This window comes from Rhizomicrobium sp., assembly GCA_037200985.1.
Taxonomy (GTDB): domain Bacteria; phylum Pseudomonadota; class Alphaproteobacteria; order Micropepsales; family Micropepsaceae; genus Rhizomicrobium.
On record JBBCGJ010000001.1, the window covers coordinates 3,082,092 to 3,107,481 of the forward strand.

The window sequence follows — 25,390 nt, forward strand, 5'->3', positions numbered from 1 at the left end:
GGTGGCTGCGCGGTCAACGCGCGCCATTCGGGGAGCGACAGGCGCCAGAAGGTTTCGGGCGACAGGCGGAGGCGGCCGAGGCCAAGGCTCAGCCAGTCGCGCCAGAGAAAGGGTGGGCGGTGTCTCCCGTGTCGCGCGACGGCGCGAGACCGGCGGCGTCGAAGGCGGCGGTGACGGCTACGACGAGCGTGCCGAGATCGCAGGGCAGCCGCAGGACGTCGGCTGCTTCGAACTCATGTCCGCCGCCGCGCAGGAGTGCCGCCGCGACCACGGCGAGATCGGCCGCCCGCACCGTTTTCAACCGCGACGCGACATCGGAAAGGTCGGCGAGGCCGAGGCCGTCCTCGATCTCGGCCAGCGCGCCGAGCGTAAGCAGCAGGCGATACGTCTTCCCATCGGCGGCCAGTGCGGCTTCGCCGCGGATGCGGTTGGGCATGGGATATCCTTTCCGCCCCCTTCGGGGCGACGATCAAATCGCCGCGAACGCCAGCGCGCCGGCGGATGCGAGCGAAAGCGAGATCTTCAATTCGCCGTCGTAAGGCCCGTCATATTGCAGCGAGGCGATCTTGAACGGGCCGGTGACGATGCCGAAGCTCGGGATGGTGAGCTGGAAATTGCCGATGGCCTGGTTGAAGAACGCCGTGCGCAGCGCGGCGTCCGACGCCGCGTCCTTGAATACGCCCGAGCCGGTGACGGATGCGGTCTTGACCCCGCCGCCCGCGAGCAGCTCGCGCCACTGATCGGCGGAATCGGCATTGGTGATGTCGACCGTCGTGGCGTTGAAGGTAAGCTGGGTGGCGCGCAGTCCGGCGACGGTCGTGAAGCCTTCCGGCGACCCGCCGTCGCCGATCTTGATGAGCAGGTCTTTGCCTTTTTGGGCGGACATGGCGGTCTCCTTTACCCTCCCCCTGAGGGAGCGTCGAAAAATCGAAGCGAAGCGAAGATTTTTCGGGGAGGGGTCCGGCCGTGCAGCCGGCCCCCCTCCCCGAAATTTGCTTCGCAAATTTCGACCCTCCCTCAAGGGCAGGGCTATCGCATATGTCTGATGAGGTCGAAGAGGAAGTTGTCGTCCCATCCTGCGCGGAGGATTTTGCGGCGCAGGGAAGTCTTTGTATTGGGATGTGCTCTTGCGATGTTGAGTGCGGTTCGTCTGAGGACGGCGAGGTTTTGCGGCGCGTTGTCTTTTCGGCTGCGCGCCAGATCCTCGTCGAGGACGACGTCGAGGGCCCAGTGGAGCTGGTTTTCGATACCCCAATGGGCCCGCACGATGCGCAGCAGTTCGGCACCGGTGCAGGAGCGCGACAGCAGGAAGTAGCGCTCGACGGGCTTGTCCGTGCCGCGGCGGCAGACGATCCTGGCCACCGCCTTCAAGCCCGGGAAGGCGTGCTTGTCGGCCATGCCTGGGGCCGAGGTGACCAGGGCGGCGCGGCTTTCGGTGCGGCCGTGATGGCCGTCCCGGCTCCTGGCCGGTTCGGTGTCCTTGGGCAGCACCGCCAGGGCTGCCTTGGCATCGGCCAACAATCCCGGCTGGTTGTCCTTGACCGCCAGCACATAGTCGCCGCCGCGGTTCACGATCGTCCGGGCCATCTTGCGATGGCAGTGCAGCGCGTCGGCGGTGACGATGCAGCCCTTCAGCGCCACCAGTTCGAGCAGCTTCAGCGCCGTGCCGGCCTCGTCGTTGTCCGGCGCCAGCATGTTGGCCAGGGCCATGCGGGTCTGGGCGCCCCATGCCGTCACCATCAGCCGCGGCATGTGGCTTTGGCCCGCCTCGTAGGCGCGGCGCAGCGACTTGCCGTCCACCGCCACGACGCCCTTGGTCTTGCCCAGCTTCGCCGCCGCCCCAAAGGCCGCCATGAACGTCCGGAAGGCCGCCTCGAACGCCTGCGGATCGAGCATCCGGAACACCCGGCTGAAGGTGTCGTGGCTCGGAATGCCATGCTCCAGCACCAGGATTTGCCGAAGAAGCGGTTCCTTCGACAGTCCGAACTCTTCCATGTCGCTGCACGACGTGGCCCCGCACAGCGTCCCAACCAGGGCGATGAAAAGGACTTCCACAAGATCGTGGCGCGCATTGTCCGCGCGCGGATCGGGCAAGTCCCCAAATACCTCGTGGAAGCTGTCCATTCCCGTCTCCTGAAGAATCAGAAGACACCTTCAGAAGCCACAAAGACCAAGCCCGCAACCGCCAAAATCCCATATGCGATTCCCCTGCCCTCAAGGGGAGGGTAAGACTCACGCCGGTTCCGTCACCGCGCGGAATCTGAGCTGCGCATGCACCGTCTCGCCGTCGCTCTCGCGGGTGCTTTCGCTTTCGAGCCAGCGCAGGTCGATCAGCGACTGGCCGGCGAGCGCGAGTTCGGCGCCGTTCAGCGCGGCGATCACCGCCTCGGCGGCCAGCCGCGTCTCGCGGCGGCCCGCGGCGCGCGACCAGACATGGATCGTGAGCGCATGGACGCTGCCGGGTTCGGTCGCGGTCGACCAGTCGCTTTCCTTGTCGTCGCCGATGACGATGTAGGGATAGGCGCTGCCGCGCGGCACCGCGTCGAAGATGCGATCGCCCACCGCGTCCGTCACGCCGCTGTCGGACGACAGCGTGGCGAAGATCGCCTGTTGCAGGGCCCAGCTCGCGGCGCTCATGACGGATCTCCGGGAAGTTCTTCGCAGGCCAGCGTGACGGCGGCGGCGCGCGGGCCTTCGTCGATCACGGCGTGCACGCGGAACAGCCGCGCGCCGACCTGCACGCGCTGGCCGGCGGCGAGGTCGGTGCGGCGGCGCAAGGTGATGCGGTGGCGGACGCGCGATTGCAGATGGTCGGCGCCGACCGTGTCGGCCGCGCCGAGCGGTTCGAGCGCGATCCACACCGCGGCGAACGCCTCCCAGGCTTGGCCGAAGCCGCCGCCGCCATCGGGCGTGAGCGTGCAGGCGAGCAGCGCCGCCCGCTGAGTCAGGGTGGAGAGCATGGCTGTTCCCTAAAGCTTCAGCACACGGAACGGCGCCAGCAGCGCCAGCGCCGCGGGCGGCAGTTCGGCCGGGGCCTCGCCGCGGTTCTCATAGAGAAAGGCGGTGAGTTCGAGGATCGCTTCCTTCAATAGGCCCGGCACATCCGATGCGGCGCCGCCATAGCCGGCGGTGAAGGCGATGGCGAGCGCGTTGACGCGGCGCAAATCCGCCGGCGGCGGCACACCGGTCTTGAGCGCGAGACGCGCCGGCGCGGATGCCGCGTCGACGGTGTAGAGCGTGGCGCTCAGGACCGTCGCGACGTCGTCGCGGCCATAGGTCGTGACCGATGTCACGCTTTGCAGCGGCGGCAGCGGTATCTCGACGATGCCGCTCTGAGGCCAGCAATCCAGATGCAGCGTCCAGCCCTGGGTGATCAGGGCGCGGCCGGTGTGCCATTCGGCGCGGGCCCGCGCGGCGGTGATCATCGCCGCGATCAGCGCGTCGTCGTCGGTCGTGTCGACCTTCAGATGCGCCTTGGCATCGGCGAGGGTGACGGGCTCGAGCGCGGGCGGCGTGGTGAGGGTGAGGGGCATGGTAACTCCTAACCCCTCCCGCGACGCGGGAGAGGTCGATTTGGAGCGCAGCGACAAATCGGGTGAGGGCCTGTGCGGGGCGATAGCCCTCACCAGCAAAAGCTAAGCACTTAGCTGCGCTTCGCTCCGCTAAGTGCAAGCTTTTGCGTCCTCTCCCGCAAGCGGGAGAGGTTGTTACGACACGCTGAACTTCATCAGCTTGATCGCCTCGTAGTTCTGCACGGCGCCGCCGACGCGCTTGGTCGTGTAGAACAGCACATAGGGCTTGGCCGAATAGGGATCGCGCAGGGTGCGGATGCCGATGCGGTCGACCACCAGATAGCCGCGCGCGAAATCGCCGAACGCGATGGCGTAGCTCGCCGAGGCGATGTCGGGCATGTCCTCCGCTTCCGCCACCGGATAGCCCATCAGCGTCGGCGGCTGGCCGGCGGCGGCGCCGGGCTGCCAGATGTAGTTGCCCGTCGAGTCCTTGAACTTGCGGATCACGCTCTCGGTCTTGCGGTTCATCACCCAGGTGCCGTTGGCGCGATAGGCCTGCTTGGGCGCATAGGCGAGATTGACCAGCGTGTCGGTCGGGTTCGAGGCGGCGAAGGCGCCGTCCGCGCCCGACGCGACATAGCCGAGCTTGGTCCAGGCCCAGCTCGCATCGGCAACGATGGTCTCCGACAGGAAGCCCTTGGGCTGCGTCGTGCCGTTGCCGCCGACGAAGGCGGCGCCTTCCTGCTGCGCGAAGACGAGCTGCACCTCCGAGGCGAGCCATTGCTCGATATCCACGGCGGAATCGTCGAGCAGATGCGGCGTCGCGGCCGGCATGGCGTAGAGCTCCATGGTCGGGAAATCGATCACCGCCAGGGTCGGCGTGTCGGTCTGCGGCCGCGCCGCCGTCTCCGCCACCCAGCCGGTGGCGGGACCGTTGGTGGCGATCGGCTTGCGATAGGTGGTGCCGCCGATCTGGCGGACGGTCGCGATGGCGCGGATCGGCGACGCCTTGATCAGGACCGAATCGATGGCGGTCTCGATCTCCAGCGGCACGGTGTAGCCGCCGTCGGCGTTGGAGCCGGCGGAGAAGGACGATTTCAGCTCCAGCGCGTCCAGGCCGTTCGCGTCGCCCTTGCGGACATAGCGGTCGAAGGCGGATTTGCGTTCGAGGACGTCGCGATCGGTCTGCGATTTGCGCTCGGCGCCCAGCGCGGGGCGGCCGGCCTCCAGCGTCAGCGTGTCGAGCAGGCGCTTCTGCTCGTCCAGCGCCTTGTTGATGCGGTCGACCTTCTCTTCGGTGACGACATCGGCCGAGCGGCGTTCGAGCGCGGCCAGGCGTTCGTCGTTGGCGTCCTTGAATTGCGCGAAGGCCTGCAGGAAATCGTCGAAGGCGTCCTTGACCTCCGGCGTCGCGGCTTTGGTTTCATAGTTCATGTCATGTCTCCTTGGGGGTGATTTTGAGGTTTCCTCCCCCGCTGTTGCGGGGGAGGTGCCGAGCGGAGCGAGGCGGAGGGGGGCCGCTCAGCCGGTCCCCCTCCACCGCAAACGGGGGGGAGGAAAGAGGAGTGCTGCGCAACAGATGCGCGGCGCGCTTGAGCAGCTCGGCTTCGCGGGCCTTGGCGCCGATGGCGGTGACTTCGCTGCCGGGGAGCAGCGGGAAGGTGACGACGGAGATCTCCCACAGGTCGATCTCGTTGAGCAGGCGCTGACCCGTCGCGCGGTCGCGCCGGGCGCGGATGGCGCGGAAGCCGATGGAAAGCCCGTTCAGCGCGCCCTGCGCGATCAGCGAGCCGACGTCGCGGGCGCGCTCGACATCCAGGTTGAGGCGGCCGCGGACATAAAGGCCCTTGCCGTCCTCGGCGATGGTCTCCCACACGCCGAGTGGCTCGTCGGCGTGGTGCTGATAGAGCATGCGCACGCGGTCGGGGCCGCGGCGCTTGAGCGACCGCGCGAAGGCGCCGGGCGCGACGACGTCGCCGGCACCGTCCGCGACGGAGAACAGCGAGGCGTAGCCTTCGAATTCGCCGTGACCGAGCGCTTCGATCAGCGCGGGCGTGTTCTGCCGCGCGAGGCGGGGCCTCACGCGTTGGACGATGGGCATGTGGGTGGTCCTTCGGACGCGGGTAGCGAATAGGGAATGAGAAGGTGTTTCCCTACTCGCTACTCGCTATTCGCTACTCGCTATTCGCTACTCGCTATTTCGCTTTATCCAGCTTGGTCTCGATGCGCCCCAGCGCGGCGCGGATGTCGGAGAGCTGCGCCTCCAGGACCGCGACACGCTCGATCGCCGCCTGGTCGTGCGCCAGCGTGCGTTCGAGATCGGCGATGCGCTCGGCGGCGGAGCCAGCCCAGAACAGCGCGCCCGCCGTCTGCAACAAAAAAGCCGCCACAAGGGCGGCGGGGAGCTTCTTCTCCAGCACCGGCTGGAAGGCTTCGGCAAGGGCCATGAGGCTGATCTTTCCCTTCTCCCGGAACCGACGGGACGGGTTAAAGCGACGTTTACGTCTTTCGGAACCGGCCGCGGCTTTACGCCCGGTCAATGGTCTTGGCGCAGGATCGCGCCATGGTGAAATGCCGGATCGAGGACTTCAATGCGTGGGCCGAACGCGACGGCTGGGAAACCCGCGTCGACGGCACGCTGAACTTCCGCTCGCCCAAGCTGAAAGAGTGCCTGGCGGTGTGGACGCGCGCCGCCGCCGGCAAGCCGCTTCCGATGCGCGCCGACCTGACGCCGCGGGCGATGAAGACCTTCCTGTCCAGCGTCATCGTCTGGGACGTGCTCGGCGGTGAAAGCGCAAACCGCTTCCGCCTGCGCGTGATGGGCAGCCAGCCGCAGCGCATCTGGGGCGGCAAGGCCGGCGACTTCATCGACGAAGTGGTGCCCGAGCCGTTCCGCGCCCGCTGGCACCGCATCGCCCAGCTGTGCCTGGACCTGCGCGCGCCGCTGCGCAGCCATGGAATCGTGCAATTCGCCAACCGGACCTATTTCCAGTCCGAAACCTTCCAAGCCCCGCTCGCCGGTGAAGGCGACGCGCCGGATGCGATCCTGTTCGTGCATATCGTCGAACCCAAAGCCTATCTGCCCGCGGCGCCGACGGGGGCGGGCATGCCATCGCATCACGCCCGCGGCAGCGGGCCGTAACCGGCCGCCGCGCGTTTTTCGTCCTCGGTCAGGAAGGTCGCGGCGTTGAGACGGTCCCACACGCTTTCGCGTTCGATCGCCAGCGCGTCTACCGCGTCGGGATCGTAGCCGATGCGCAGACCCTCGCCGAAGCGGGGGCCGAGCCAGCGCGACAGCGCCGCGGCCGTGCGCGCCACCAAGGGCAGGATCGTCTGGCGCCAGAAACTCAGATTCGCCTCGCGATAGTTCGAATAGGTGTTGTCGCCGGGAATGCCCAGCAGCATCGGCGGCACGCCGAAGGCGAGCGCGATCTCGCGCGCCGCGACGTCGCGGGTGTTCGAGAAATCCATGTCGGCGGGCGTGTGGCTCATGGCCTTCCAGTCGAGGCCGCCTTCGAGGACCATCGGGCGGCCGGCATTGCCGGCGCCCTGATAGGCGTCTTCCAATTCTCGTTTGAGCCGCGCGAACTGATCGTCGGTGAGGCCGCTCTGGCCGTCGGGGCCGCGATAGACCAGCGCGCCGGAGGGCCTGGCCGCATTGTCGAGCAGCGCCTTGGTCCAGGCCGCGCCGGCATTGTGCACCTCGATGGCGCGCGCCGCCGCCTCGACCGGCGAGAGGCCGTAATAGTCGTCGAGCGGATGGAACAGCGTGGTGTGCAGCACGGGCAGGAAGCCGTCGGCGCCGCGCGCGATGCGCGTGGTCCTGCCGTCGACCGTGTAGTCATAGGCCTGCGGCCAGCCGCGCGGACCGGGCACCACGGCCATGCGGTCGGGGCGCAGCGTGTAGAGCGCCTTCACCGCGCCGCCGGCCGCCACCGCCTCGACATAAGCGTTGCCGGCGCATTGCAGGAACGAATACCAGCGCGCGAAGAACGCCGTGCCGTCTTCTTCCGGGTTGGGATGCGTCAGGAGCGCAAGCAGCGGGTGCGCGTCGAGCTCGGCGGCGCCGTCATAGAGCAGGAACGGCACCGAGGCGGCGCCTTCGGCGATCATCCGAACGCAGCGATAGACGATGGCGTTGGCGAGCACGCCTTCGCGGGCGAGGCTGGCGTAGTTGCGCGGCGCCCAGCGCGCCGTGCCGGCGAGCGAGAGCGCGACGAGCGGCGCGGATTTGCGTTCCGGCGCGCGCGGCGCGCGACGGTTGAGGAATTCGAACATGGGTTGAGCTTTCGATTGCGCGATTCCTCCCCCGCTGTTGCGGGGGAGGCGGCACGCCGTAGCGAAGCGTCGGCGTGACGGAGGGGGGCCATCTAGGCGAGCCCCCCGCCTCGCTTCGCTCGGCACCTCCCCCGCAACAGCGGGGGAGGAAGGCTTCTTCAGATCTTCCTGACCTTGGGACTTGCCCGCCGTTCCATCGGGAACAGGTGCGAGAGCGCCCAGACCAGCGCATCCATGCGGTCGGGGCTTTTGCCCGTGCCGTCATATTGGCACATCTGGTCCTCCAGCGCGGCAAAGACGCCGACGTGATGCACCCGGCCCTGCTCGTAGAGCGCGGCGACCGGCATGGCGCGGGTCTTCTTCGACCGCGTCGCATGCACCAGCCGGACCGGCAGGTCGGGAAACTGTTCGGTGAGCACGGCGCGCACCATGTCGCCGCCCTGGTTCGCTTCGGCGATCACCAGGTCGGCGTCGAAATCCATGAAGACACCGTTCACCCCGCGCCGACCACTCGCCGGGCGTCAGGCCGTCCGACGAGACGTCGGCCAGCACGTAACCGTCGCCGTCGTTCTCGACCCGACCCGCCACGACGATGCCGCAGGCGTCGCCGCCGGCGCTGGCCGGCGGATCGACCGCGACGACGACCCGGCCCAGCGCCGGCGCCGTCCGCACCCGCGCGAGATCGATCCAGGCGCGGCGCCACAGCGCGACATCGTTGTCCTCGATGATCTCGGCATCGAGCTCCTGGCGGCCGAGGCGCGAGCCGGCATAGCGGCGCCGCATCGTTTCGAGAAAGCCGGGCGCGAGATTGGCCGCGTTGTCGGCAGTGACGCCCCGCGTGACCGCCACATCGGGCGAGGCCAGGAGATTCTTGAGCGCCGCGATGGCGCGCGGCGTGGTGGTGATCGCCATGCGCGGATCCTTGCCGATGCGAAGGCTCATCAAGGCCATGTCGAGGGCTTCCTGCGGCTCGGCCCATTTGGCGAATTCGTCGGCCCAGATGGCGTCGAACTGGTGGCCGCGGATGCCGTCGGGCTCGTCGGCACTGAGCACGGTGGCGATCGCGCCGTTCGGCCATCTGACGCGGCGGAGCGAAGGCTCGAAATCCGCGCCCGCGCTGACCGCCTTCAATCCCGCGACGCCTTCGATCATGACCGCCCGCGCGTCGTTGTATGTGGCGCCGATGAGGCCGATGCGTTGCATGGCGCCGCCGTCGACGCCTTCCGCGATCCATTCGGCGCCGCTACGCGTTTTTCCGGTGCCGCGTCCACCGAGGAAGAGCCAGATTCGCCAGTCGCCTTGCGGCGGAACCTGTTCGGGGCGCGCCCGGACGAGCCAGTCGTCCCGGAGGAATGCGAGTTGATCGTCATCGAGACTCTCCAGTGCCGTCCGAAGCTCGTCCGGCGTGAACTGCCGCCAGAACGTCGCGTTGTAGGCGGGCACGGGTTTCGGTGCGGGTTCCGGTCTTCTTGGTGGCACGCAGTGAGGCACGCTCCATCTCCATCCGGGTCAGGCGTTCGAGCTGGTTCTGCAGGCGGCCGAGCGTGCGGGCGGCTTTCTCGCGCGCATCCGGCTTGTCGTCGTACTCGCCGTTCGCGTTCTTCTTGTCGGATTCCTGCTCGCTGATCCGCTCGACGCGGATCATCTGGCGGTTCAGTTCGTCGAAGAGGCGCTTGACCATGTCGTCTATCCATCCTGGCGGAATGTCTTCGGCGGTGACGCCGATCCAATGCTTGGCATTCGTGCGCGGCAGCGCGCGGCGCGCCGCTTCCGGGTCCGTTTCCATCTTGGCTACACTTGTGGGGATATGGGAGATTTGGTGCGTAGACCGACTCGGTTCAAGGGGCGCGCGAAAATTTTTCGAAGCGGCCTTCGAACGGCACTTATCCAACAGAGGGCTTCGCGCGGAGCCGCGAAGAGCGCGGAGGAATCGAAATTGCTGCGTGGATAGAGTTTTTGGGTGCGCTGCGGCGAACGATATTTTGTTTCGCGAAAATATTTCGAATCCTTCGCACGGCATGCCGTTTTCAACGTCCGGACGGATTCCAGATCGTCATTCCCGCGAAAGCGGGATCGAGGTTTGGCAGCGCGCCTGGTCGTTCGATGCCCGCCTGCGCGGGCATGACGGCTTGCATGAAGACGCGCCGGACGGCGTCACTTCCCGCTGAACACCGGCTTGCGCTTTTCGAAGAAGGCCTTGCGGGCCTCCTTGGCGTCCTCGCTGCCGAACGCCATGCGGATGTTGGAGAGCTCGTAGCGGAGCTGCTGCTCCATGTCGGTCGACTCCATCGATTTGACCATGCCGCGCTTCAAGAGGCGCAGCGTGATCGGCGACCATTCGCAAAGCTGGGCGCAATAGGCGGCGGTCCGATCCGCGAGCCTGTCGTCGTCCACCACCTCGCCGGCCATGCCGAGCGCCACCGCCTCCTCGCCCTGGACGGTGCGGTTCTCCATCATGAAGCGCAGGGCGCGCTCGTAACCCATCGCCTGGGGCAGCGTGATCGTGAGCCCGGCATCGGGCGAGCCGCCGATCCGGGTGTAGCCGGCCATCAGCCGCGCGCCGCGCGCGACGATGCGCACATCGGTCGCCATGGCGAGGCCGAGCCCGGCGCCCACCGCGACGCCGTTGATCGCGCCGACCACCGGCTTGTCGCAGCGCTTGCGGATGGCGAGCAGGAAATTGCTGACCCAGCCCAGATCGTCGAGCTGCGCGGTCTGCGGCGAGGCCGGATGGAAGCGCTCGCCGCCCGTGAGGTCGAGGCCGGCGCAGAACGAGTCGCCGCTGCCGGTCAGCGCGACGACCCAGATGTCATCGTCCTTCGCAGCGTCGTCGATCGCGGCCACGACGCCCCAGGCCAGCGCGTTCGAGAGCGCGTTCTTCTTCTCCGGCCGATTGAGGACGATGGTGCGCACATGGCCGTGGTCGCTGACCTTGATGACGTCCGACATGTCGAATTCCTCCCATGCGGCTGGTTTGCCCCGCTCGGCCGCATTGTTCGTCGCCAGGGAGGCGGACGCAAATGCGAAGTTGGGGGCTTTGGAGTTGCCCGACGCAAGCTTGCCATGCGTTGCACAAATTCCAGATTCCCGCGCAGGCGGGGAATCACTCTTGGCGGATCGCCCTGTCGCTGGATGCCCGCCCTCGCGGGCATGACAGGCGTGATTTGCAGGGAAGCGGCAATTGCCCCTGCGGCATCTGCCGGATACGCTTCGCGCATCGTTCGCTCGCGACGGGTTGCCCGTGCTTCAGCCCACCCGATCCCTTGCCATGGGTCTGTCCCTCGCCGCGCTGGCGGCGCTTGCCGCCGTGCCCGCACGCGGCGCCGACGATGGAGGCCGTGCGCGCATGGCGGCGTGCCAGGATTCCTGGTTCGACTGGCAGAAGAGCGATCCCCCGAAGCTGAAAGCCTTCGCCGACCGCTTTCACGCGGCCTTCATCCGCAAAGGCGACGACCCCTATGTCGTGCCGAAGGCGGCGACCTCGGTCGACGGCCTCAAGATCGTCGAAGCGTTTCCCGGCAGCGTCGGCATGGGCGTGGGCTTCTCGCTCCTGGTCGACGCGAAATTCGACGCGGCGAAGCAGATGCTGGCGCATCGCGTCGGCAAGCCGCTCGGCCATTGCGAGACCGGCGACAGCATGCGGAGCTGCGAATTGCAGATCGCCGAACAGCGCACGCTGACGGTGATGGCGCAGGACGACCCGAAGACCGCGCAGACCCTGATCGGCTGCTATTACTTCTACGAGAAGTGAGCGGCACATCCCACTTGTCATGGCCCGCGAATGCGCGCCGCCCAGGTGACGCCTTGCGGAGCAGGCGTCACCTGGGTCCGCCCGTGAGGATGTTAATGCCCGCCCGCCTTGCCGATGGCGTCCAGCCTGGCGAGCACGTCCTCGGACAACACGATATCCGCCGCCGCCAGGTTCTCCCGCAGATGGCCCACCGACGACGTGCCGGGAATGAGCAGGATGTTCGGCGAGCGGTGCAGCAGCCAGGCGAGCGCGACCTGCATCGGCGTGGCGCCGAGCCCCGCCGCGACCTCGGACAGGATCGTCGACTGCAAGGGCGAGAAGCCGCCGAGCGGGAAGAACGGAACATAGGCGATGCCCAGCCCCGCCAGTTCGTCGACGAATGCGTCGTCGGCGCGCTGGGCGAGATTGTAGAGATTCTGCACGCAGACGACCGGCGCGATGCCGCGCGCTTCCTTCAATTGCATGCTCGTCACATTGCTCAGGCCGAGATGGCGGACGAGGCCCTGCTCGCGGAGCCCGGCCAGCACCGAGAACTGCTCCGCGATCGAGCCTTCGGCGGGCTCGTGCAAGGCGCCGGGGACGCGCAGATTGACGACGTCCAGCGCGTCGAGCCCAAGACGGCGCAGATTGTCGTGCACCGCGCCGGTCAGCTCGGCCGGCGTCTGCGCCGGAAGCCACGAGCCGTCTTCGCCCCGCCGCGCGCCGACCTTGGTCACGATGACAAGATCCTTCGGATAGGGATGCAGCGCCTCGCGGATCAGAAGATTGGTGACATGCGGGCCGTAGAAATCGCTGGTGTCGATGTGGTCGACGCCGCCGGCGATCGCCTCGCGCAGGACGGCCAGGGCGGCGGCCTTGTCTTTCGGCGGGCCGAACACGCCGGGGCCGGCAAGCTGCATCGCGCCATAGCCCATGCGGTTCACGGCGCGGTCGCCGAGGGTGAAGGTGTCGGTCATGTCGGGGTCTCCTGAAAGGTACAGGCGGAATATGGCGTGCTTGGCATCGCGCGATAATCCTGCATAATCGGCACGGGTTGTGCGGAATTTCGGACAGTGGACCTGAACGACCTCGCCGCCTTCATGACCGTCGTACGGGCGGGCGGATTCCGCGACGGGGCGCGGCTGACCGGGCAATCGCCGTCCGGCCTGAGCGAGGCGGTGCGCCGGCTGGAGGCCAGACTGGGCGCGCGGCTGATCAACCGCACGACGCGCAGCATCGCGCCGACCGAGGCGGGGACGCGGCTGTTCGAGCGGCTGGCGCCGGCGCTCGGCGAGGTCGAGGCGGCGCTCGATGTCGTGAATGCTTTCCGCGAGCGGCCGACGGGCACGCTGAAGCTCAACGTGCCGGGCGTCGTCGCGCTTCTGGTTCTTCCCGCGATCGTGCCCGACTTCCTCAAGGCCTATCCCGACATCCGGCTGGAGGTCGTGGTCGAGGAAGGCTTCGTCGACGTGCTGGCGGCCGGCTGCGACGCCGGCGTGCGTTACGACGAGCGGCTCGAGCAGGACATGATCGCCGTGCCGATCGGGCCGCGCATGCAGCGCTACGCCACCGCGGCGGCGCCCGCCTATCTCGCGGCGCGCGGCCGGCCCGAGCATCCGCGCGATCTGCTGCGCCATGCCTGCCTCCGGGGGCGCTTCGCCAGCGGCGCCTCGCCGCCCTGGGAATACGAACGCGACGGCGAGGTGGTGAAGATCGATCCGACCGGCCCGCTTGTCGTGCGCCTGGGCGGCGCGGCCAATCTTCTGGTCGACGCCGCCGTCGCGGGCGTCGGCGTTATTCAAAGCTTCGAAGAATGGCTGCGCCCGGCGCTCGACAGCGGCACGCTGGTGCCGGTGCTGGAGCCGTGGTGGCAGGAATTTTCGGGACCGTTCCTCTACTATCCCGGCCGCCGCCATCTGCCGGCGCCGCTGCGGGCCTTCGTGGATTTCATCAAGAGTCGCTGACAACTCCCGGCAAAGCGCGGGCCGCGCGCACATTACAATCGCGTTAAGGCCTAAAGCCTTGATTGCGCCGCAAATATGGGCGACGTACGCGGCCCATGGCTGGCAACGAACCCCTTGAGGTCATTTCGCAGAACGTCCAGGCGCTCGCGGATTTCTTCGTCAGGCGCAAGCGGTTCTTCGCGCCGCTGCTCGCCATCCTGACGGCGGCGATCGCGGTTCCGCTGGCGAGCCTGCTGCTCCTGCCGACGATCCTGTCCTGGTTCGCCTCGCCGCTGGACATGTCGAAGGACCTTTACGCCGTCAACCGGCCGATCGCCTTCACCTTTCTGGACGCCGACGGCAACGAGGTCGGCCACAGAGGCGCGATCATCGGCAAGCGCTTGACGCTGGAGCAGATGCCCGCCTATGTGCCGGCCGCCTTCATCGCCATGGAGGACCGCGACTTCTATTCGCATGGCGGCTTCTCGGTGCGCGGGCTGACGCGCGCGCTGTGGACCAATTGGCGCGCCGGCCACACGGTGCAGGGCGGCTCCACCATCACGCAGCAGACGGTGAAGATCGTGTTCCTCTCCCAGGAACGCACGATGAGCCGCAAGATGGAGGAGCTGGTCGACGCGGCCAAGCTCGAGAAATCGCTCTCCAAGAAACAGATCCTGGAGCTCTACCTCAACCGCATCTATCTCGGCTCCGGCGCCTATGGCGTCGACGGCGCGGCGCATGTCTATTTCAACAAATCGGCGAGCGAGCTGACCCTGCCCGAGGCCGCGATGCTGGCGACGCTGACCCGCGCGCCGAGCGCGTTCTCGCCGCGCCGCGATCTGGTGCGGGCGCAGGCGCGCGCCGCCGTCGTGCTGCGCGCCATGGTCGAGACCGGCGCGATCACGCAAGCGCAAGCTGACGCGGCCAAGGCGAGCCCCGCCGTGGTCTCCGAGCGCGAGGGGCGCGACACGCAGAACTACTATTTCGACACCGCCGCCGACGAGGCGATGCGGCTGGCGGCCCGCGACGGCATGGCGCCGAACGAAGATCTCATCGTGCACACGACGCTGGAGCCCAAGATCCAGAACGCCGCGCGCGCCGCGGCGCAGAAGGTGATCGCCAAGAGCGGACCCAAGGCGCATGCGAGCCAGGCGGCCGTGGTGGTGATGAAGCCGGACGGCGCGGTGGTCGCCCTGGTCGGCGGCACCGACTACGACGAGAGCACCTTCAACCGCGCCACCCAGGCGCATCGCCAGCCCGGCTCGGCCTTCAAGCCTTTCGTCTATCTCGCGGCGCTGGAAAGCGGTCTCACGCCCTGGGACCAGAGAGAGGATCAGCCGGTCGATATCGGCGGCTGGACGCCGACCAATTTCGGCGGACGCTCCTACGGCACGATCACGCTGGCCGACGCGCTGGCGCATTCGGTGAACACGATCACCGCCAACCTCGCCCAGGAAGTGGGCGTCGACAATGTCGTGCTGGCGGCGCAGCGGCTGGGCATCCAGTCCAAGCTGACGCAGAACGCCTCGCTGGCGCTCGGCACCTCCGAGGTCACGCCGCTGGAACTGACGCGCGCCTATGCGGTGTTCGCCAATGGCGGCCTCAAGGTCTATCCCTATTTCGTCACCCAGATCGACGATCACGGCGGCAACGTCCTTTATCGCCGGAAGCCGGCCGAGCAGCCCGAGCGCATCGTGGCGAGCCACGTCAACCGCGACCTCGTCGCGATGCTGAACGGCGTGGTGCTGCACGGCACCGGCATGTCGGCGGCGCTGGCCGGGCACGACGCGGGCGGCAAGACCGGCACGACGCAGGATTTCCACGACGCGTGGTTCGCGGGCTTCACCCACGACTATGTCGCGGCGGTGTGGGTCGGCAACGACGATTCGACGCCGATGAAGGGCGTGACCGGCGGCTCGCTGCCGGCGCAGATCTGGAAGGCGACGATGACGGTGGCGGAGAAGGGGCTGGCCTCGACGCCGCTCGACAAGTCCGACGTGCAGCCGCCGGCCGACACCTCGACCATCTTCGGCGACAGCGCAGACGCCTACACGCCGACGACGGGCGACGACGAGTCGGGCAACGGTACCTTCTATGCCGGCGGACGCGGCTCACATGGCGACGACGACGCGCCGCCGCCGGATGCCAGCGGCAATCGCGGCAATTTCTGGGACTGGCTGTTCAACCGCCGCGGCCGCGACTCGCGGGGCCGCCCGTCCGAGCAACAGCAGCAGGACGGCACGCCGCAAGACGGCGACAGCCAGAGCTCGGGCAGCAGCCAGGAATCGAATTAAAGGACCGCCGTCTCACCGGCCCATCACGCAATCGAGGACGTGGTTGTCCAGCGGGGAGCCGATCAGCATGCGGGTGCCGCTCACCGCGGCGACGCTGGAGCCGCCGATCTGCGTGCCCATGTCGCTGTAGACCACCTGCGCCGATTGCGGGATGTCGTTCGCGAGCGTGACCTTGAAGATCTCCGACGGCGCCGGCCTCGAGGGATCGCTCCGGAACGCGTTCATCGCGATGTTCTTGGGATGACTGCCGACCCAGAGCTGGCCCTTGGCATCGAAGCGCAGATTGTCGACGCCCGAAGGAATGTCGAGCGTGCCGGCCTGGTCGAGCGATCCCGACACGGGCTGGCGCGCGAAGGTGTCGATGCGGCGGGCATTGATCTCGGTCGCGTAGAGGTAGCGGCCATCGGGCGACAGCGCGAGACCGGCGGGATAGGCCAGGTGCTGCGCCACCACACGAAACACCATGCCGTCGAAATAGAGGAGATTGGCGCGCGGCAGCACGAGAAGGTCCTCCAGCCAGCGGCCGAAGGCGGTCGTGCTGCCGTGATCGTTGACGACGTAGAAACGCTCGCGGTCGACCGCCGCGATGGCGTTGGGGCTCGACAATTCGCGGCTCTCGACATCGCCGATATGGATCAGCCGGACGGGACCGCCGGACGGCGCCGAGACGTCGAATATCTCGATGCCGCTCGTGCCGTCCGTGTGATGGCTGATGACCTGCAGCACCAACCCGCCCGCGTCGCGCAGCAGGCTGATGCCGTGGGGATGAAAATCCGCCGGCGCACCGGCGAGCTTGGTCAGATGCGCCGGGCCGTCCAGCGGCAGGACATAGATACCGTCCTGCGGCGACGGCTTGCCCTTCGCCATGGCGTAGCGGTCGAGCGCCGAGACGAAGGCGAGCCGTGTTTTCTCGTCGATCGCGATGTCTTCCGGGCCCACGACGCCCCGGATCGCCGTGCACTGCCCGGCGAAGGCCGGCGTCACATCGGTGAATACGCCATAGACGTTGAGCGTGCGCACCGCCACGCCGACCGCGACCGCCGCCAGCACGGCTCCGGCGGTCAGTGCGGCGCGGAGGTACGGACGCATCGTCAGCTCGCCAGGGCCAGGGCGCTGCTGAATTGCAGATCGGCGAGGCGCGCATAGAGCCCGCCATGGGCGACCAGCTCGGCATGGCTGCCCTCGCCCACCACGCGGCCCTGGTCCATCACCACGATGCGCTTGAGGCGCTGGATGGTGGCGAGGCGGTGCGCGATGACGATGGTGGTGCGCCCCGCCATCAGATTCTCCAGGCCGATCTGGACCAGGCGCTCATTCTCGGCGTCGAGCGCGCTGGTCGCCTCGTCGAGCAGGAGCAGCGGCGCGTCGCGCAGGATGGCACGGGCGATGGCGACGCGCTGGCGCTGGCCGCCCGACAGCGTCACGCCGCGCTCCCCCACCAGGGTTTCGTAGCCGTTCGGCAATCTCTCGATGAACTCGTCGGCCGCGGCGGCCGTGGCGGCGCGGCGGACATCGGCGTCGGAGGCGTCGGGCCGGCCGTAGCGGATATTGTCCGCCAGCGTACCGGAGAAGATCACGCTGTCCTGCGCCACCACGGCGATGTTGGAGCGCAGATCCGTCGGGTCGAGCCCGGAAAGATCGACGCCGTCGAAGGTGATGGCGCCCGCTTGCGGCGCGAAGAAGCGCAGCAGGAGCTGGAACACGGTGGACTTGCCGGCGCCCGAGGGGCCGACCAGCGCCACCGCCTCGCCGGGGCGGATGTCGAGCGAGAAGCCGTTCAGCGCCTTGAAGTCGGGGCGCGACGGATAGCGGAAGCTCACATCGCGGAAGGAGACCGCACCCTTCGCGGGCTTGGGCAGCGGCTTGGGCGCCGGCGGCGCCGCGATCTCGGGCTCGGTGTGCAGCAATTCCATCAGCCGCTCCGACGCGCCGGCGGCGCGCTGAAGATCGCCCCAGGTCTCGCTCATCGCGCCCATGCCGGTGACGAAGATGATCGCATAGCCGGCGAACTGGGTGAGGATGCCGACCGACATGCGGTCCGCCACCACGTCGTGCGCACCGACCCAGAACACGCCGACGATGCAGGCCGCCACCGCCGCCATCACCACCGCCGTCATGATCGCGCGCGCCCGGGTGCGCAGGATGGCGACCGCGAAGGAGCTTTCGACCGCGGCGCCGAACAGCTTGCGTTCGGTGGCCTCGCGGGTGAAGGCCTGCACGGTCTGCACCGCGTTCAGCGTCTCGCTGGCGCGGGCCGAGGTGTCGGCGACCTTATCCTGGCTGCGGCGGCTCAAGGTGCGCACCCAGCGGCCGAACAGGATCAGCGGCAACAGCACCAGCACCACGATGCCGATCACCAGCAGGGTCAGCTTGACCGAGGTGACGAACAGAAGCACCAGCGCGCCGATCAGCATGACGAGATTGCGCGCCGCGACCGACGCGGACGAGCCGACTACGGTCTGGATCAGCGTGGCGTCGGCGGTCAGGCGCGACAGCACCTCGCCGGTGCGCGTCACCTCGAAGAAGGCGGGCGTCAGGCCGAGGATGTGGTCGAACACGGCCTTGCGGATGTCGGCGATCACCCGCTCCCCCAGCCAGGTGACGAAGTAGAAGCGGATCGCGGTCGCCACCGCGAGCGCGCAGGCGATGCCGATCAGCGGGAAGAAATAGCGGTCGATCTGCGACGCCATCGCCTCGCTGAAGCCGTTCTGCACCAGACGGCCGAGCGCCGGCGGGATCAGGAGGCTCGCGGTCGAGGAACAGACCAGGGCGACGAAGGCCACCGCGATGGCGGTCCGATAGGGCTTCAGGAAGGGGACAAGCTGGCGCAGCGGCGCGAGGGAGCGCGCCTTGGGCCGGGCGGCGGCCACGAATTCCAGCTGCTCGGCGTATTCTTCCCCGGTCTGCGCCACGGTCCTGCCAATCCTGGTCTGCCCGCGACATATATAGGAGGGAAAGGGAGCGGCATAAGGGGCCCATCGCCGCGCGGCTTTTGCTAGAAATGCGCCGGGGAGGCCGAATATGACGAAACCGCTGGACGGACAGGTGGCGCTGGTGGCGGGCGCGACGCGGGGCGCGGGCCGGGGCATCGCGCGCGAATTGGCGGCGGCGGGCGCCAGGGTCTATTGCACCGGGCGCAGCACGCGCGGCCATGCCGCGACGCCGGGCCGGCCGGAGACCATCGAAGAGACCGCCGACATCATCGCGGCCGACGGCGGCAGCGCCGTCGCCATCCGCGTCGATCACACGGTGGAGGACGAGGTCATCGCCCTTGCCGAACGGCTGCGCGCCGAGGAAGGCCGGCTCGACGTGCTGGTCAACGATATCTGGGGCGGCGACGACCGGATCGACTGGGGCGCCAAGTTCTGGACCCAGGACATCGCCAAGGCGCGGGCGCTGACCGATCAGGCGGTGTTCAGCCATCTGATCACCGCGCGCCATCTCGCGCCGCCGATGATCGAAGCCGGGCGCGGGCTGATCGTGGAGATCACCGACGGCGAGATGCCGGGCTATCGCGGAAACCTGCTCTACGATTACATCAAATCGTCGGTCGTCCGGCTCGCCTATGCGATGGCGTGGGATCTTCACGGCACCGGCGTGACCGCGCTGGCGCTGTCGCCGGGCTTCCTGCGTTCGGAAGCGATGCTCGATCTATTCAAGGTGACCGAGGCCGATTGGCGCGACGGCGCCAAACGCGATCCCGCCTTCATCTGGTCGGAGACGCCGCGCTATGTCGGACGCGCCGTGGCGGCCCTCGCCGCCGATCCCGATGTCGGCGCCAAATCGGGCCTGGTGCTGTGGGGCGCCGACCTGGCGCGCGCATACGGCTTTACGGACATCGACGACAGCCAACCCGACTTCTGGCGGAACGTCGAAGCCTGGCTGGACGGCGAATGCGCCAAGCCCGGGCCGCTCGGCGACGAGGCCCGGTTCATCGCGCTGTCGCGCTATGGCCACATCCATGCCGACCCGGCGCGGGCCGCGCGGGCCGGGACTTACGCGGAAAAGCTGGGGTTTTCGGGCGCCGGCGCGGGATTAAGACCCCATGGACGCTGAGATTGCGCCTTGCACCGCCCGCGCCCTGCCCCTATAAGGCGCGGCTTCGAATTCGCGTCAAAGGGCCAAAGGCCATGAAAAAAGGCATCCACCCCAACTACCATTTCGTCGAGGTCCGGCTGAACGACGGTTCGACCTACAAGACTCGCACGACCTGGGGCGAGGCCGGCCAGCAGCTCACGCTCGACATCGATCCTACGACGCATCCGGCCTGGACCGGCGGCCAGCAGCAGCTCATGGACCGCGGCGGCCGCCTGACGCGCTTCAACAAGAAGTTCGCCGGCTTCGTGAAGTCGTAAAGACCAGAATGTCACGGCCCGCGAATGCGGGCCGCCCAGGTGACGCCTGCACCAGACTTCATTTTTTATATTTTTGAAAAATAGAAGCGAACCGAACCGGGTGGCCCGCATTCGCCGGCCGTGACAGCGCCGGTTCTACTCTTCCGCGCCGAACGCCTGCTCCAGGCGGTTCATCTGCGCCTGGACGCCGCCGGATTGGCCTTTGAGGCCGTCCTCGAACAGCACGCCGTCGAGCCGCGCGATGCGGCGGTAGAGGTTGTCGCTGCGCGAGAGCAGATCCTGCAGCGTCGCGGGCAGCAGGTCGACGCCGGCCGCCCCGCCGCCGAGGCAGATATCCTTCGAGCCCAGGCGATAGCGCTCGTCGCGCGCATCCTCCGGCGCCATGTCGCCCTCGTGCACCGCGCGCTGCACCAGGAGCCAGCTCGCCGCCTGCATCAGGCGCGTGGTCACGCGCATGCTTTCGCCGGCATAGAGCAAAGCGGTCTTGCGCGGCAGGTCGCGCGCTTCCTGGCGGCCGCGGCCGTCGAGATATTTCGCCGTCTCCTCGACCAGCGACATGCCTTCGTCGAAGGTGCGGTCGAACAGCGCCGAGCCGGTGAAGCTGTGAATGGATTCGCCGCGCAGAAATTCGTCGTCGGCTATGCTGGTGCCCATATCGATATGCCGCCCGCGTCGTGCAGGGCGCAAGCTATCAACTCGTGCGTCGCGCGCAATACATATCACTCGGCTTTCGCGGCATAAACCAAAGGAATGGTTGCATGCGCGCAACGAATGGCTGTGCGTATTAATCTTGATCGGGAACTCGCGCCGCGATTAACGCTTAAAGAATGCGTCCGCCGCCGATTTCGTGCGCGCGCGGTCGGCGATGGCGTCGCGGCAGCGCGCGATCTCGGACTCCAATGCTGCGATGCGGCGCTCGAGTTCGTGCGCCGACATCGCGGAGATGTCCTCGCCGAGCACGATGCCGGCCGCCTTCTTGCGCGGTTCTTCGGGTTCGATCGCCATTTCCGCCTCCGCGGGTTCGCCTGCTATCTTCCCCTTTCGACATCTCCCTTGCCAAGCGAAAGAGACGCCATGAAGGCCATCGACGTTGCAAATCCGGGACAGGCTTACGCGCTCGCGGTCGCGGACATCCCCAAGCCCGTCGCGGGCGCCGGCGAGGTGCTGATCAAGGTCGCCGCCGCCGGACTCAACCGCGCCGATCTGGCACAGGCGATGGGCGGCTATCCGCCGCCGCCCGGTGCGTCGGCGACGCTGGGCATGGAGGTCTCCGGCACGATCGAAAGCGTTGGCGCGAAGGTGACGCAATGGAAGGCGGGCGATGCGGTCTGCGCGCTGATCCCCGGCGGCGGCTATGCCGAATACGCGGTCGCGTCGGAAAAATCCGTGCTGCCGGTGCCGAAGGGCGTGAGCCTCGTCGAGGCGGCGGCGCTGCCCGAGGTGCATTTCACCGTGTGGACGAACCTGATGGACTCGGCGCGGCTGAAGCCGGGCGAGAGCGTCCTGATCCACGGCGGATCGAGCGGCATCGGCACGGCGGCGATCCAGTTCTGCGCCGCGCGCGGGCACAAGGTGTTCTCGACCGCGGCCAATGCGGAGAAATGCGCGGCGATCGCGGCGCTGGGGGCAGAGGCGATCAACTACAAGGAGCAGGATTTCGTCGCGGTGGTGAAGGACGCCACCGGCGGACGCGGCGTCGACGTGATCCTCGACATGGTCGGCGGCGATTACATCCAGCGCAATATGAGCGCGGCGGCGCTGTGGGGCCGCATCGTCAACATCGCCTATCAGAGCGGCATGAGCGCGACGGTGAACTTCGCGCCCATGCTGATGAAGCGGCTGAGCCTGTTGGCGACGACGCTGCGCGTGCGGAGCAATGACGAGAAGGGCGCGATCCGCGACGCCGTGTTGCGCGAGGTGTGGCCGCTGATCGGCGCGGGCAAGATCAGGCCGGTGGTGGACCGGACCTATCCGCTGGCCGAAGCCGCCGCCGCGCACAAGCGGATGGCCGGGAGCGAGCACATCGGGAAGATTTTGCTGACGCTTTGATGTGCTCAGCGCACGAAGTGCACGCCGAGCACGGTTTCGCCGTCAGCCGAAAGCTCGACCTCAAATGCGGGAATTTTGCCGCTGTTTCCAAGAAAGCCGGGCCTGGGATCTTCGTCGCTGAAGATGACCACGACACTGTTTCCGTGAAGGGAGAGGCGCGACTTCCGATATTTCAATCCACGTCCGACGCAAACGGCCTGCGCGCTCTCCTTCGCGCGATGCGCGACGTCCGGGGAGATTTCAACAGGCATGGCCTTAACGATCACCGTCACCCGACATGCGGCTTCCCCCTTCGGAAAAAGCCGCGCCGAGGCGGGCAATATGCCAATCCGGGCCGGGCTTGTTAACGATTATTGCCTCGAAAATCTGTTCTTTCTTTTCGATCCCCCACCCGCTAAAACCCCTGCCATTCCTCGAAAGGTGCAGCCTGGAGAGGTCGGTGGGTCCGGTGAACGGGCCCCCGGCAAGGGAGAAGATTTATGGCCGTCGATACCAAGCCCCTCATGCCCAAGGCGACCGCCGTCTGGCTGGTCGACAACACCTCGCTCACCTTCGAGCAGATCGCCGATTTCTGCGGCCTGCACCCGCTCGAGGTGAAGGGCATCGCCGACGAGGACGTCGCCAAGGGCATCAAGGGCCAGGACCCGGTCTCCTCCGGCCAGCTCACGCGCGAAATGATCGAGGCCGCGGAGGCCAATCCCAAGCTGCGCCTCAAGATGGCGCCGCCCAAGCACAAGATGCCGAGCGTCAAGCAGAAGAAGGCGCCGCGCTATACCCCCGTCTCCAAGCGCCAGGACAAGCCCGACGCGGTCTACTGGATCCTGCGCAACCACCCCGAATTCGCGGACGCGGACATCATCCGGCTGATCGGCACCACCAAGGCGACGATCCAGAAGATCCGCGAGCGCAGCCACTGGAACGCGACCAACATCAAGGCGGTCGATCCGGTGACGCTGGGGCTTTGCTCGCAGCTCGAGCTCGACCTCGCGGTCTCCCGCGCCGGCGCCAAGCGCGACCGGGCCGAGAAGCGCGCGGTCAAGCGCGGCGACACGCTGAAGCCGATCTCCGAGACGGCGTCGGTCGATTCCGCGCCGGCGCCCGATCCGGACCCGCTGGAATTCCCGGCCGAGGACGACAGCCCGGGCTGATACCGGCGCCTATGCCGCCGCCTGCTCGTCGCCGCCGCGCGGATCGAGCGCCGCTTCGGCCTGCGTCGCTTGCGGCGGCATCGGCTCGAACCGTTCGCGCGACGTGGGCGAGGCGGCCTCCTTCATCGTGATGCGCATGATCGTGAACGCCGCCATCGCGAGATGGATCGCCGCGGTATAGAAGAACAGCGCGCTGGTTCCGAACCGGCCCATCGCCAGCGCCGCCAGCGTCGGCCCGCTGACCGAGGCGAGCGAGTTGATCATCAGGAGCGTCGCGGAGGTCTCCACGAACTCGTCGCGCGCGATGCGGTCATTGGTGTGGGCGACCGACAGGCCGTAGAGCGGCAGCGCCACCAGGCCGAACAATCCGATCAGGGGCAGGATCGTCCAGCGATGCGCGCCGCCGAAGGTCGCGAGCGCGACGCCGAGCGCCGCCGCCGCGAAGCAGACGAAGGCGATGATGTAGCGCCGGTCCATCCGGTCGGAGATGCGCCCGAGCGGCGGCTGCACGAGGGCGCCGCCCAGGGTGAAGACGCTCATGAACACCGCGATCCAGCCCTTGGCGAGGCCGTGGGCGTCGGCATAGACCGGCGCCAGCGTCCACACCGCGCTGTTGGCGAAACCGACCGCGATGCAGCCCATCACGCCGACCGGCGAGATGCGATAGAGGCGGAGCGGCCGCGGGACCGGCGCCGCCGCGGCATTGGGCTGCGGCAGCCGCGTCAGGCCCATCGGGATCAGGCAGAGGGCGTAGAACACCGCCGTCAGGCTGAAGAGCGTGGCGCCCGAGGGTTTCGAGGTGCCGAACAGCATCTGGCCGACGATGAGGGCGGAGAAATTGACGGTGAGATAGGCGGAGAAGATGCGGCCGCGATTCTCGTTGGCGGCGCGGTCGTTCAGCCAGCTCTCGATCACCATGTACATGCACGCCGCCGCGACGCCGAAGCCGGTGCGCAGCAGGATCCAGAGCGGCACCGAGACGAACATCGATTGCAGCAGCACCGTCGCCGCCGACAGGCCGGCGCCGATGCCGAAGGTGCGGCTGTGGCCCGACCGCGCCAGCAGGCGCGGGCCAAGGAAGCAGCCGAGCACGAAACCCGCGAAATAGAACGAGCCGATCACGCCCAGCGCGAGGTTGGAGAAGCCCGCCTGATGGCCGCGCACCGGAATGAGCACGCCGATCAGGCCGTTGCCCATGATGTAGAGCGCGGTGGAGAAGAGGATGGCGCCGACGGCCAGGATCTGCTTGCGCATGGGGCTCTCGCGAAGCCAAGCGGTATGACGCGCGATTGTGGCCAAGTCAAAGCGGAGCTGTATTGCAAAAACGCAAGGCGCGACGGCCGGATCGCAGGACGGGATGCTCCACCCTCCCGCAAGGGGAGGGTGGATTCTCACAAGTATTTCAGCGCCACGAAGCCCAGCACGACCAGGACCAGGAAGGCGATCAGTACCGCTTCCATGTAACGCTCGAGGAAGGCTTGGGCCTTGTCGCCGAAGATATAGACCAGGAGCCCCTCCAGCACGATGAAGCGCAGGCTGCGCGTGATGGCGGAATAGAGCATGAACGCCGCGAAGGGCACGTTGGCGAGGCCGGCCGAGATCGTGACCAGCTTGTAAGGCACCGGCGTCAGGCCCTGGACCACGATCAGATAGGCGTGCTCGCTGTATTTCAGCCGCAACGCCTCGACCTCGGCCAGCGGGATGTGCAGCAGCCCGATCAGCCATAGCCCGGCGGTGTCCCAGAACAGGGCGCCGATCGCATAGCCGAGCATGCCGCCCATCACCGACCAGAAGGTGCACCACGCCGCCAGCGCCAGGGCGCGCTCGCGATGCGCCAGCATCATCGGCAGAAGCATGACGTCGGGCGGGATCGGGAAAAATGACGCTTCCGCGAAGGCGAAGGCCGCGAGCGCCGCCCAGGCATGGCGGCCGCGAGCGTTCTCCATCATCCAGGCATAGAGCCGGCGAAGGCCGCGCGGCGCGGGTTGGACCTGTTCGGACATCGCTGTTCTTCTGGAGACGCCCCTTCCTAGCAACGCCGCCGCCGTCCGTCCATCGCCCGCGCTTGCTGGTTAATGCGG

30 protein-coding genes and 1 pseudogene are annotated in these 25,390 nt (G+C 67.7%); 9 read left to right on the forward strand and 22 right to left on the reverse strand.

Annotation, left to right across the window (positions count from 1 at the left end; translation table 11 throughout):
- Positions 1-88 precede the first annotated feature (88 nt).
- The 9 genes from WDN01_14960 to WDN01_15000 form a co-directional block, all read right to left on the reverse strand.
- Entirely contained in the window at positions 89-436 is a 348-nt protein-coding gene (locus tag WDN01_14960; protein ID MEJ0027323.1) for a GTA-gp10 family protein, read from the reverse strand.
- 33 nt (positions 437-469) lie between these two features.
- Positions 470-886, reverse strand: a complete 417-nt coding sequence (locus tag WDN01_14965; GenBank protein MEJ0027324.1) for a phage major tail protein, TP901-1 family — start codon at positions 884-886, stop codon at positions 470-472.
- Positions 887-1,029: 143 nt separating this feature from the next.
- On the reverse strand, positions 1,030-2,124 hold the full coding sequence (locus WDN01_14970; GenBank protein ID MEJ0027325.1) for an ISAs1 family transposase: 1,095 nt from the start codon (positions 2,122-2,124) through the stop codon (positions 1,030-1,032).
- A gap of 108 nt (positions 2,125-2,232) precedes the next feature.
- Complete coding sequence (locus WDN01_14975) at positions 2,233-2,637, reverse strand: DUF3168 domain-containing protein (GenBank protein ID MEJ0027326.1); 405 nt, start codon at positions 2,635-2,637, stop codon at positions 2,233-2,235.
- On the reverse strand, positions 2,634-2,960 hold the full coding sequence (locus WDN01_14980) for a phage head closure protein (protein ID MEJ0027327.1): 327 nt from the start codon (positions 2,958-2,960) through the stop codon (positions 2,634-2,636). Before WDN01_14980 ends, WDN01_14975 begins: the two co-directional genes overlap by 4 nt.
- 9 nt (positions 2,961-2,969) lie before the next feature.
- Complete coding sequence (locus WDN01_14985) at positions 2,970-3,533, reverse strand: head-tail connector protein (GenBank protein ID MEJ0027328.1); 564 nt, start codon at positions 3,531-3,533, stop codon at positions 2,970-2,972.
- 174 nt (positions 3,534-3,707) lie between these two features.
- The gene (locus tag WDN01_14990) at positions 3,708-4,946 is read right to left on the reverse strand and encodes a phage major capsid protein (GenBank protein ID MEJ0027329.1); all 1,239 of its coding nucleotides are present in this window, start codon (positions 4,944-4,946) and stop codon (positions 3,708-3,710) included.
- Between the two features lies 1 nt (position 4,947).
- A complete protein-coding gene (locus WDN01_14995; GenBank protein ID MEJ0027330.1) occupies positions 4,948-5,613 on the reverse strand; it encodes an HK97 family phage prohead protease in 666 nt (221 codons plus the stop codon).
- 94 nt (positions 5,614-5,707) lie between these two features.
- Positions 5,708-5,959: a hypothetical protein gene (locus tag WDN01_15000; protein MEJ0027331.1), complete on the reverse strand. Its 252-nt coding sequence runs from the start codon at positions 5,957-5,959 to the stop codon at positions 5,708-5,710.
- Between the two features lie 116 nt (positions 5,960-6,075).
- Here WDN01_15000 and WDN01_15005 point away from each other — a divergent pair, with 116 nt between their 5' ends.
- Positions 6,076-6,654 (forward strand): PAS domain-containing protein, encoded by a 579-nt coding sequence (locus tag WDN01_15005; protein MEJ0027332.1) that lies wholly within the window; start codon positions 6,076-6,078, stop codon positions 6,652-6,654.
- On the opposite strand, the gene WDN01_15010 is transcribed toward WDN01_15005, so the two are convergent.
- The 4 genes and pseudogenes from WDN01_15010 to WDN01_15025 form a co-directional block, all read right to left on the reverse strand.
- Positions 6,630-7,790 (reverse strand): phage portal protein, encoded by a 1,161-nt coding sequence (locus WDN01_15010; protein ID MEJ0027333.1) that lies wholly within the window; start codon positions 7,788-7,790, stop codon positions 6,630-6,632. The two genes, WDN01_15005 and WDN01_15010, sit on opposite strands and share 25 nt — an antisense overlap.
- Before the next feature lie 158 nt (positions 7,791-7,948).
- Entirely contained in the window at positions 7,949-8,272 is a 324-nt protein-coding gene (locus WDN01_15015; GenBank protein ID MEJ0027334.1) for a hypothetical protein, read from the reverse strand.
- Between the two features lie 214 nt (positions 8,273-8,486).
- Positions 8,487-9,269, reverse strand: a pseudogene (locus WDN01_15020) (terminase family protein).
- Entirely contained in the window at positions 9,157-9,576 is a 420-nt protein-coding gene (locus WDN01_15025) for a hypothetical protein (protein MEJ0027335.1), read from the reverse strand. The pseudogene WDN01_15020 and the gene WDN01_15025 overlap by 113 nt, the downstream one beginning before the upstream one ends.
- A gap of 157 nt (positions 9,577-9,733) precedes the next feature.
- Between WDN01_15025 and WDN01_15030 the strand changes: the two genes are divergently transcribed.
- The gene (locus WDN01_15030) at positions 9,734-9,958 is read left to right on the forward strand and encodes a hypothetical protein (GenBank protein ID MEJ0027336.1); all 225 of its coding nucleotides are present in this window, start codon (positions 9,734-9,736) and stop codon (positions 9,956-9,958) included.
- Here WDN01_15030 and WDN01_15035 read toward each other — a convergent pair.
- Positions 9,945-10,739, reverse strand: coding sequence for an enoyl-CoA hydratase/isomerase family protein (locus tag WDN01_15035; GenBank protein MEJ0027337.1), 795 nt, complete (start codon positions 10,737-10,739; stop codon positions 9,945-9,947). The genes WDN01_15030 and WDN01_15035 overlap by 14 nt on opposite strands.
- Positions 10,740-11,058: 319 nt before the next feature.
- Here WDN01_15035 and WDN01_15040 point away from each other — a divergent pair, with 319 nt between their 5' ends.
- Entirely contained in the window at positions 11,059-11,541 is a 483-nt protein-coding gene (locus WDN01_15040) for a hypothetical protein (GenBank protein ID MEJ0027338.1), read from the forward strand.
- A 92-nt stretch (positions 11,542-11,633) separates the two neighbouring features.
- Here the strand turns inward: WDN01_15040 and WDN01_15045 are convergent, their stop codons facing one another.
- Entirely contained in the window at positions 11,634-12,497 is an 864-nt protein-coding gene (locus WDN01_15045) for an aldo/keto reductase family oxidoreductase (GenBank protein ID MEJ0027339.1), read from the reverse strand.
- Positions 12,498-12,593: 96 nt separating this feature from the next.
- On the opposite strand from WDN01_15045, the gene WDN01_15050 reads away from it, so the two are divergent.
- Positions 12,594-13,484, forward strand: a complete 891-nt coding sequence (locus WDN01_15050; GenBank protein ID MEJ0027340.1) for a LysR family transcriptional regulator — start codon at positions 12,594-12,596, stop codon at positions 13,482-13,484.
- Between the two features lie 95 nt (positions 13,485-13,579).
- Positions 13,580-15,757: a PBP1A family penicillin-binding protein gene (locus WDN01_15055; protein MEJ0027341.1), complete on the forward strand. Its 2,178-nt coding sequence runs from the start codon at positions 13,580-13,582 to the stop codon at positions 15,755-15,757.
- A gap of 12 nt (positions 15,758-15,769) precedes the next feature.
- On the opposite strand, the gene WDN01_15060 is transcribed toward WDN01_15055, so the two are convergent.
- On the reverse strand, positions 15,770-16,846 hold the full coding sequence (locus WDN01_15060; GenBank protein ID MEJ0027342.1) for an SMP-30/gluconolactonase/LRE family protein: 1,077 nt from the start codon (positions 16,844-16,846) through the stop codon (positions 15,770-15,772).
- A 2-nt stretch (positions 16,847-16,848) separates the two neighbouring features.
- Positions 16,849-18,669 carry an ABC transporter transmembrane domain-containing protein gene (locus WDN01_15065; protein ID MEJ0027343.1) on the reverse strand — a complete coding sequence of 607 codons (1,821 nt, stop codon included), beginning with the start codon at positions 18,667-18,669 and terminating at the stop codon, positions 16,849-16,851.
- 109 nt (positions 18,670-18,778) lie between these two features.
- Between WDN01_15065 and WDN01_15070 the strand changes: the two genes are divergently transcribed.
- Positions 18,779-19,813 carry an SDR family oxidoreductase gene (locus tag WDN01_15070; protein ID MEJ0027344.1) on the forward strand — a complete coding sequence of 345 codons (1,035 nt, stop codon included), beginning with the start codon at positions 18,779-18,781 and terminating at the stop codon, positions 19,811-19,813.
- A gap of 74 nt (positions 19,814-19,887) precedes the next feature.
- A complete protein-coding gene (gene rpmE / locus WDN01_15075; protein ID MEJ0027345.1) occupies positions 19,888-20,112 on the forward strand; it encodes a 50S ribosomal protein L31 in 225 nt (74 codons plus the stop codon).
- A 135-nt stretch (positions 20,113-20,247) separates the two neighbouring features.
- Here the strand turns inward: rpmE and WDN01_15080 are convergent, their stop codons facing one another.
- On the reverse strand, positions 20,248-20,766 hold the full coding sequence (locus WDN01_15080) for a DUF1465 family protein (GenBank protein MEJ0027346.1): 519 nt from the start codon (positions 20,764-20,766) through the stop codon (positions 20,248-20,250).
- 159 nt (positions 20,767-20,925) lie between these two features.
- Complete coding sequence (locus tag WDN01_15085) at positions 20,926-21,117, reverse strand: DUF1192 domain-containing protein (protein MEJ0027347.1); 192 nt, start codon at positions 21,115-21,117, stop codon at positions 20,926-20,928.
- Between the two features lie 69 nt (positions 21,118-21,186).
- Between WDN01_15085 and WDN01_15090 the strand changes: the two genes are divergently transcribed.
- Positions 21,187-22,161, forward strand: a complete 975-nt coding sequence (locus WDN01_15090; GenBank protein MEJ0027348.1) for an NAD(P)H-quinone oxidoreductase — start codon at positions 21,187-21,189, stop codon at positions 22,159-22,161.
- 5 nt (positions 22,162-22,166) lie between these two features.
- Here WDN01_15090 and WDN01_15095 read toward each other — a convergent pair whose 3' ends face one another.
- Positions 22,167-22,433: a hypothetical protein gene (locus WDN01_15095; GenBank protein MEJ0027349.1), complete on the reverse strand. Its 267-nt coding sequence runs from the start codon at positions 22,431-22,433 to the stop codon at positions 22,167-22,169.
- Positions 22,434-22,640: 207 nt separating this feature from the next.
- Here WDN01_15095 and WDN01_15100 point away from each other — a divergent pair, with 207 nt between their 5' ends.
- Positions 22,641-23,309 (forward strand): cell cycle transcriptional regulator TrcR, encoded by a 669-nt coding sequence (locus WDN01_15100; protein MEJ0027350.1) that lies wholly within the window; start codon positions 22,641-22,643, stop codon positions 23,307-23,309.
- A gap of 9 nt (positions 23,310-23,318) precedes the next feature.
- On the opposite strand, the gene WDN01_15105 is transcribed toward WDN01_15100, so the two are convergent.
- Entirely contained in the window at positions 23,319-24,563 is a 1,245-nt protein-coding gene (locus WDN01_15105) for an MFS transporter (protein ID MEJ0027351.1), read from the reverse strand.
- A gap of 137 nt (positions 24,564-24,700) precedes the next feature.
- Positions 24,701-25,312, reverse strand: coding sequence for a hypothetical protein (locus WDN01_15110; GenBank protein MEJ0027352.1), 612 nt, complete (start codon positions 25,310-25,312; stop codon positions 24,701-24,703).
- Between the last annotated feature and the right edge of the window lie 78 nt (positions 25,313-25,390).

Excerpts from the sequence above, each read along its gene's own strand:
- WDN01_14960 (MEJ0027323.1), bottom strand. The coding sequence starts at position 436 with ATGCCCAACCGCATCCGCGGCGAAGCCGCACTGGCCGCCGATGGGAAG.
- WDN01_14965 (MEJ0027324.1), bottom strand. The coding sequence starts at position 886 with ATGTCCGCCCAAAAAGGCAAAGACCTGCTCATCAAGATCGGCGACGGC.
- WDN01_14970 (MEJ0027325.1), bottom strand. The coding sequence starts at position 2,124 with ATGGACAGCTTCCACGAGGTATTTGGGGACTTGCCCGATCCGCGCGCG.
- WDN01_14975 (MEJ0027326.1), bottom strand. The coding sequence starts at position 2,637 with ATGAGCGCCGCGAGCTGGGCCCTGCAACAGGCGATCTTCGCCACGCTG.
- WDN01_14980 (MEJ0027327.1), bottom strand. The coding sequence starts at position 2,960 with ATGCTCTCCACCCTGACTCAGCGGGCGGCGCTGCTCGCCTGCACGCTC.
- WDN01_14985 (MEJ0027328.1), bottom strand. The coding sequence starts at position 3,533 with ATGCCCCTCACCCTCACCACGCCGCCCGCGCTCGAGCCCGTCACCCTC.
- WDN01_14990 (MEJ0027329.1), bottom strand. The coding sequence starts at position 4,946 with ATGAACTATGAAACCAAAGCCGCGACGCCGGAGGTCAAGGACGCCTTC.
- WDN01_14995 (MEJ0027330.1), bottom strand. The coding sequence starts at position 5,613 with ATGCCCATCGTCCAACGCGTGAGGCCCCGCCTCGCGCGGCAGAACACG.
- WDN01_15000 (MEJ0027331.1), bottom strand. The coding sequence starts at position 5,959 with ATGGCCCTTGCCGAAGCCTTCCAGCCGGTGCTGGAGAAGAAGCTCCCC.
- WDN01_15005 (MEJ0027332.1), top strand. The coding sequence starts at position 6,076 with ATGGTGAAATGCCGGATCGAGGACTTCAATGCGTGGGCCGAACGCGAC.
- WDN01_15010 (MEJ0027333.1), bottom strand. The coding sequence starts at position 7,790 with ATGTTCGAATTCCTCAACCGTCGCGCGCCGCGCGCGCCGGAACGCAAA.
- WDN01_15015 (MEJ0027334.1), bottom strand. The coding sequence starts at position 8,272 with ATGGATTTCGACGCCGACCTGGTGATCGCCGAAGCGAACCAGGGCGGC.
- WDN01_15025 (MEJ0027335.1), bottom strand. The coding sequence starts at position 9,576 with ATGGAAACGGACCCGGAAGCGGCGCGCCGCGCGCTGCCGCGCACGAAT.
- WDN01_15035 (MEJ0027337.1), bottom strand. The coding sequence starts at position 10,739 with ATGTCGGACGTCATCAAGGTCAGCGACCACGGCCATGTGCGCACCATC.
- WDN01_15040 (MEJ0027338.1), top strand. The coding sequence starts at position 11,059 with ATGGGTCTGTCCCTCGCCGCGCTGGCGGCGCTTGCCGCCGTGCCCGCA.
- WDN01_15045 (MEJ0027339.1), bottom strand. The coding sequence starts at position 12,497 with ATGACCGACACCTTCACCCTCGGCGACCGCGCCGTGAACCGCATGGGC.
- WDN01_15055 (MEJ0027341.1), top strand. The coding sequence starts at position 13,580 with ATGGCTGGCAACGAACCCCTTGAGGTCATTTCGCAGAACGTCCAGGCG.
- WDN01_15060 (MEJ0027342.1), bottom strand. The coding sequence starts at position 16,846 with ATGCGTCCGTACCTCCGCGCCGCACTGACCGCCGGAGCCGTGCTGGCG.
- WDN01_15070 (MEJ0027344.1), top strand. The coding sequence starts at position 18,779 with ATGACGAAACCGCTGGACGGACAGGTGGCGCTGGTGGCGGGCGCGACG.
- rpmE (MEJ0027345.1), top strand. The coding sequence starts at position 19,888 with ATGAAAAAAGGCATCCACCCCAACTACCATTTCGTCGAGGTCCGGCTG.
- WDN01_15080 (MEJ0027346.1), bottom strand. The coding sequence starts at position 20,766 with ATGGGCACCAGCATAGCCGACGACGAATTTCTGCGCGGCGAATCCATT.
- WDN01_15085 (MEJ0027347.1), bottom strand. The coding sequence starts at position 21,117 with ATGGCGATCGAACCCGAAGAACCGCGCAAGAAGGCGGCCGGCATCGTG.
- WDN01_15090 (MEJ0027348.1), top strand. The coding sequence starts at position 21,187 with ATGAAGGCCATCGACGTTGCAAATCCGGGACAGGCTTACGCGCTCGCG.
- WDN01_15100 (MEJ0027350.1), top strand. The coding sequence starts at position 22,641 with ATGGCCGTCGATACCAAGCCCCTCATGCCCAAGGCGACCGCCGTCTGG.
- WDN01_15105 (MEJ0027351.1), bottom strand. The coding sequence starts at position 24,563 with ATGCGCAAGCAGATCCTGGCCGTCGGCGCCATCCTCTTCTCCACCGCG.
- WDN01_15110 (MEJ0027352.1), bottom strand. The coding sequence starts at position 25,312 with ATGTCCGAACAGGTCCAACCCGCGCCGCGCGGCCTTCGCCGGCTCTAT.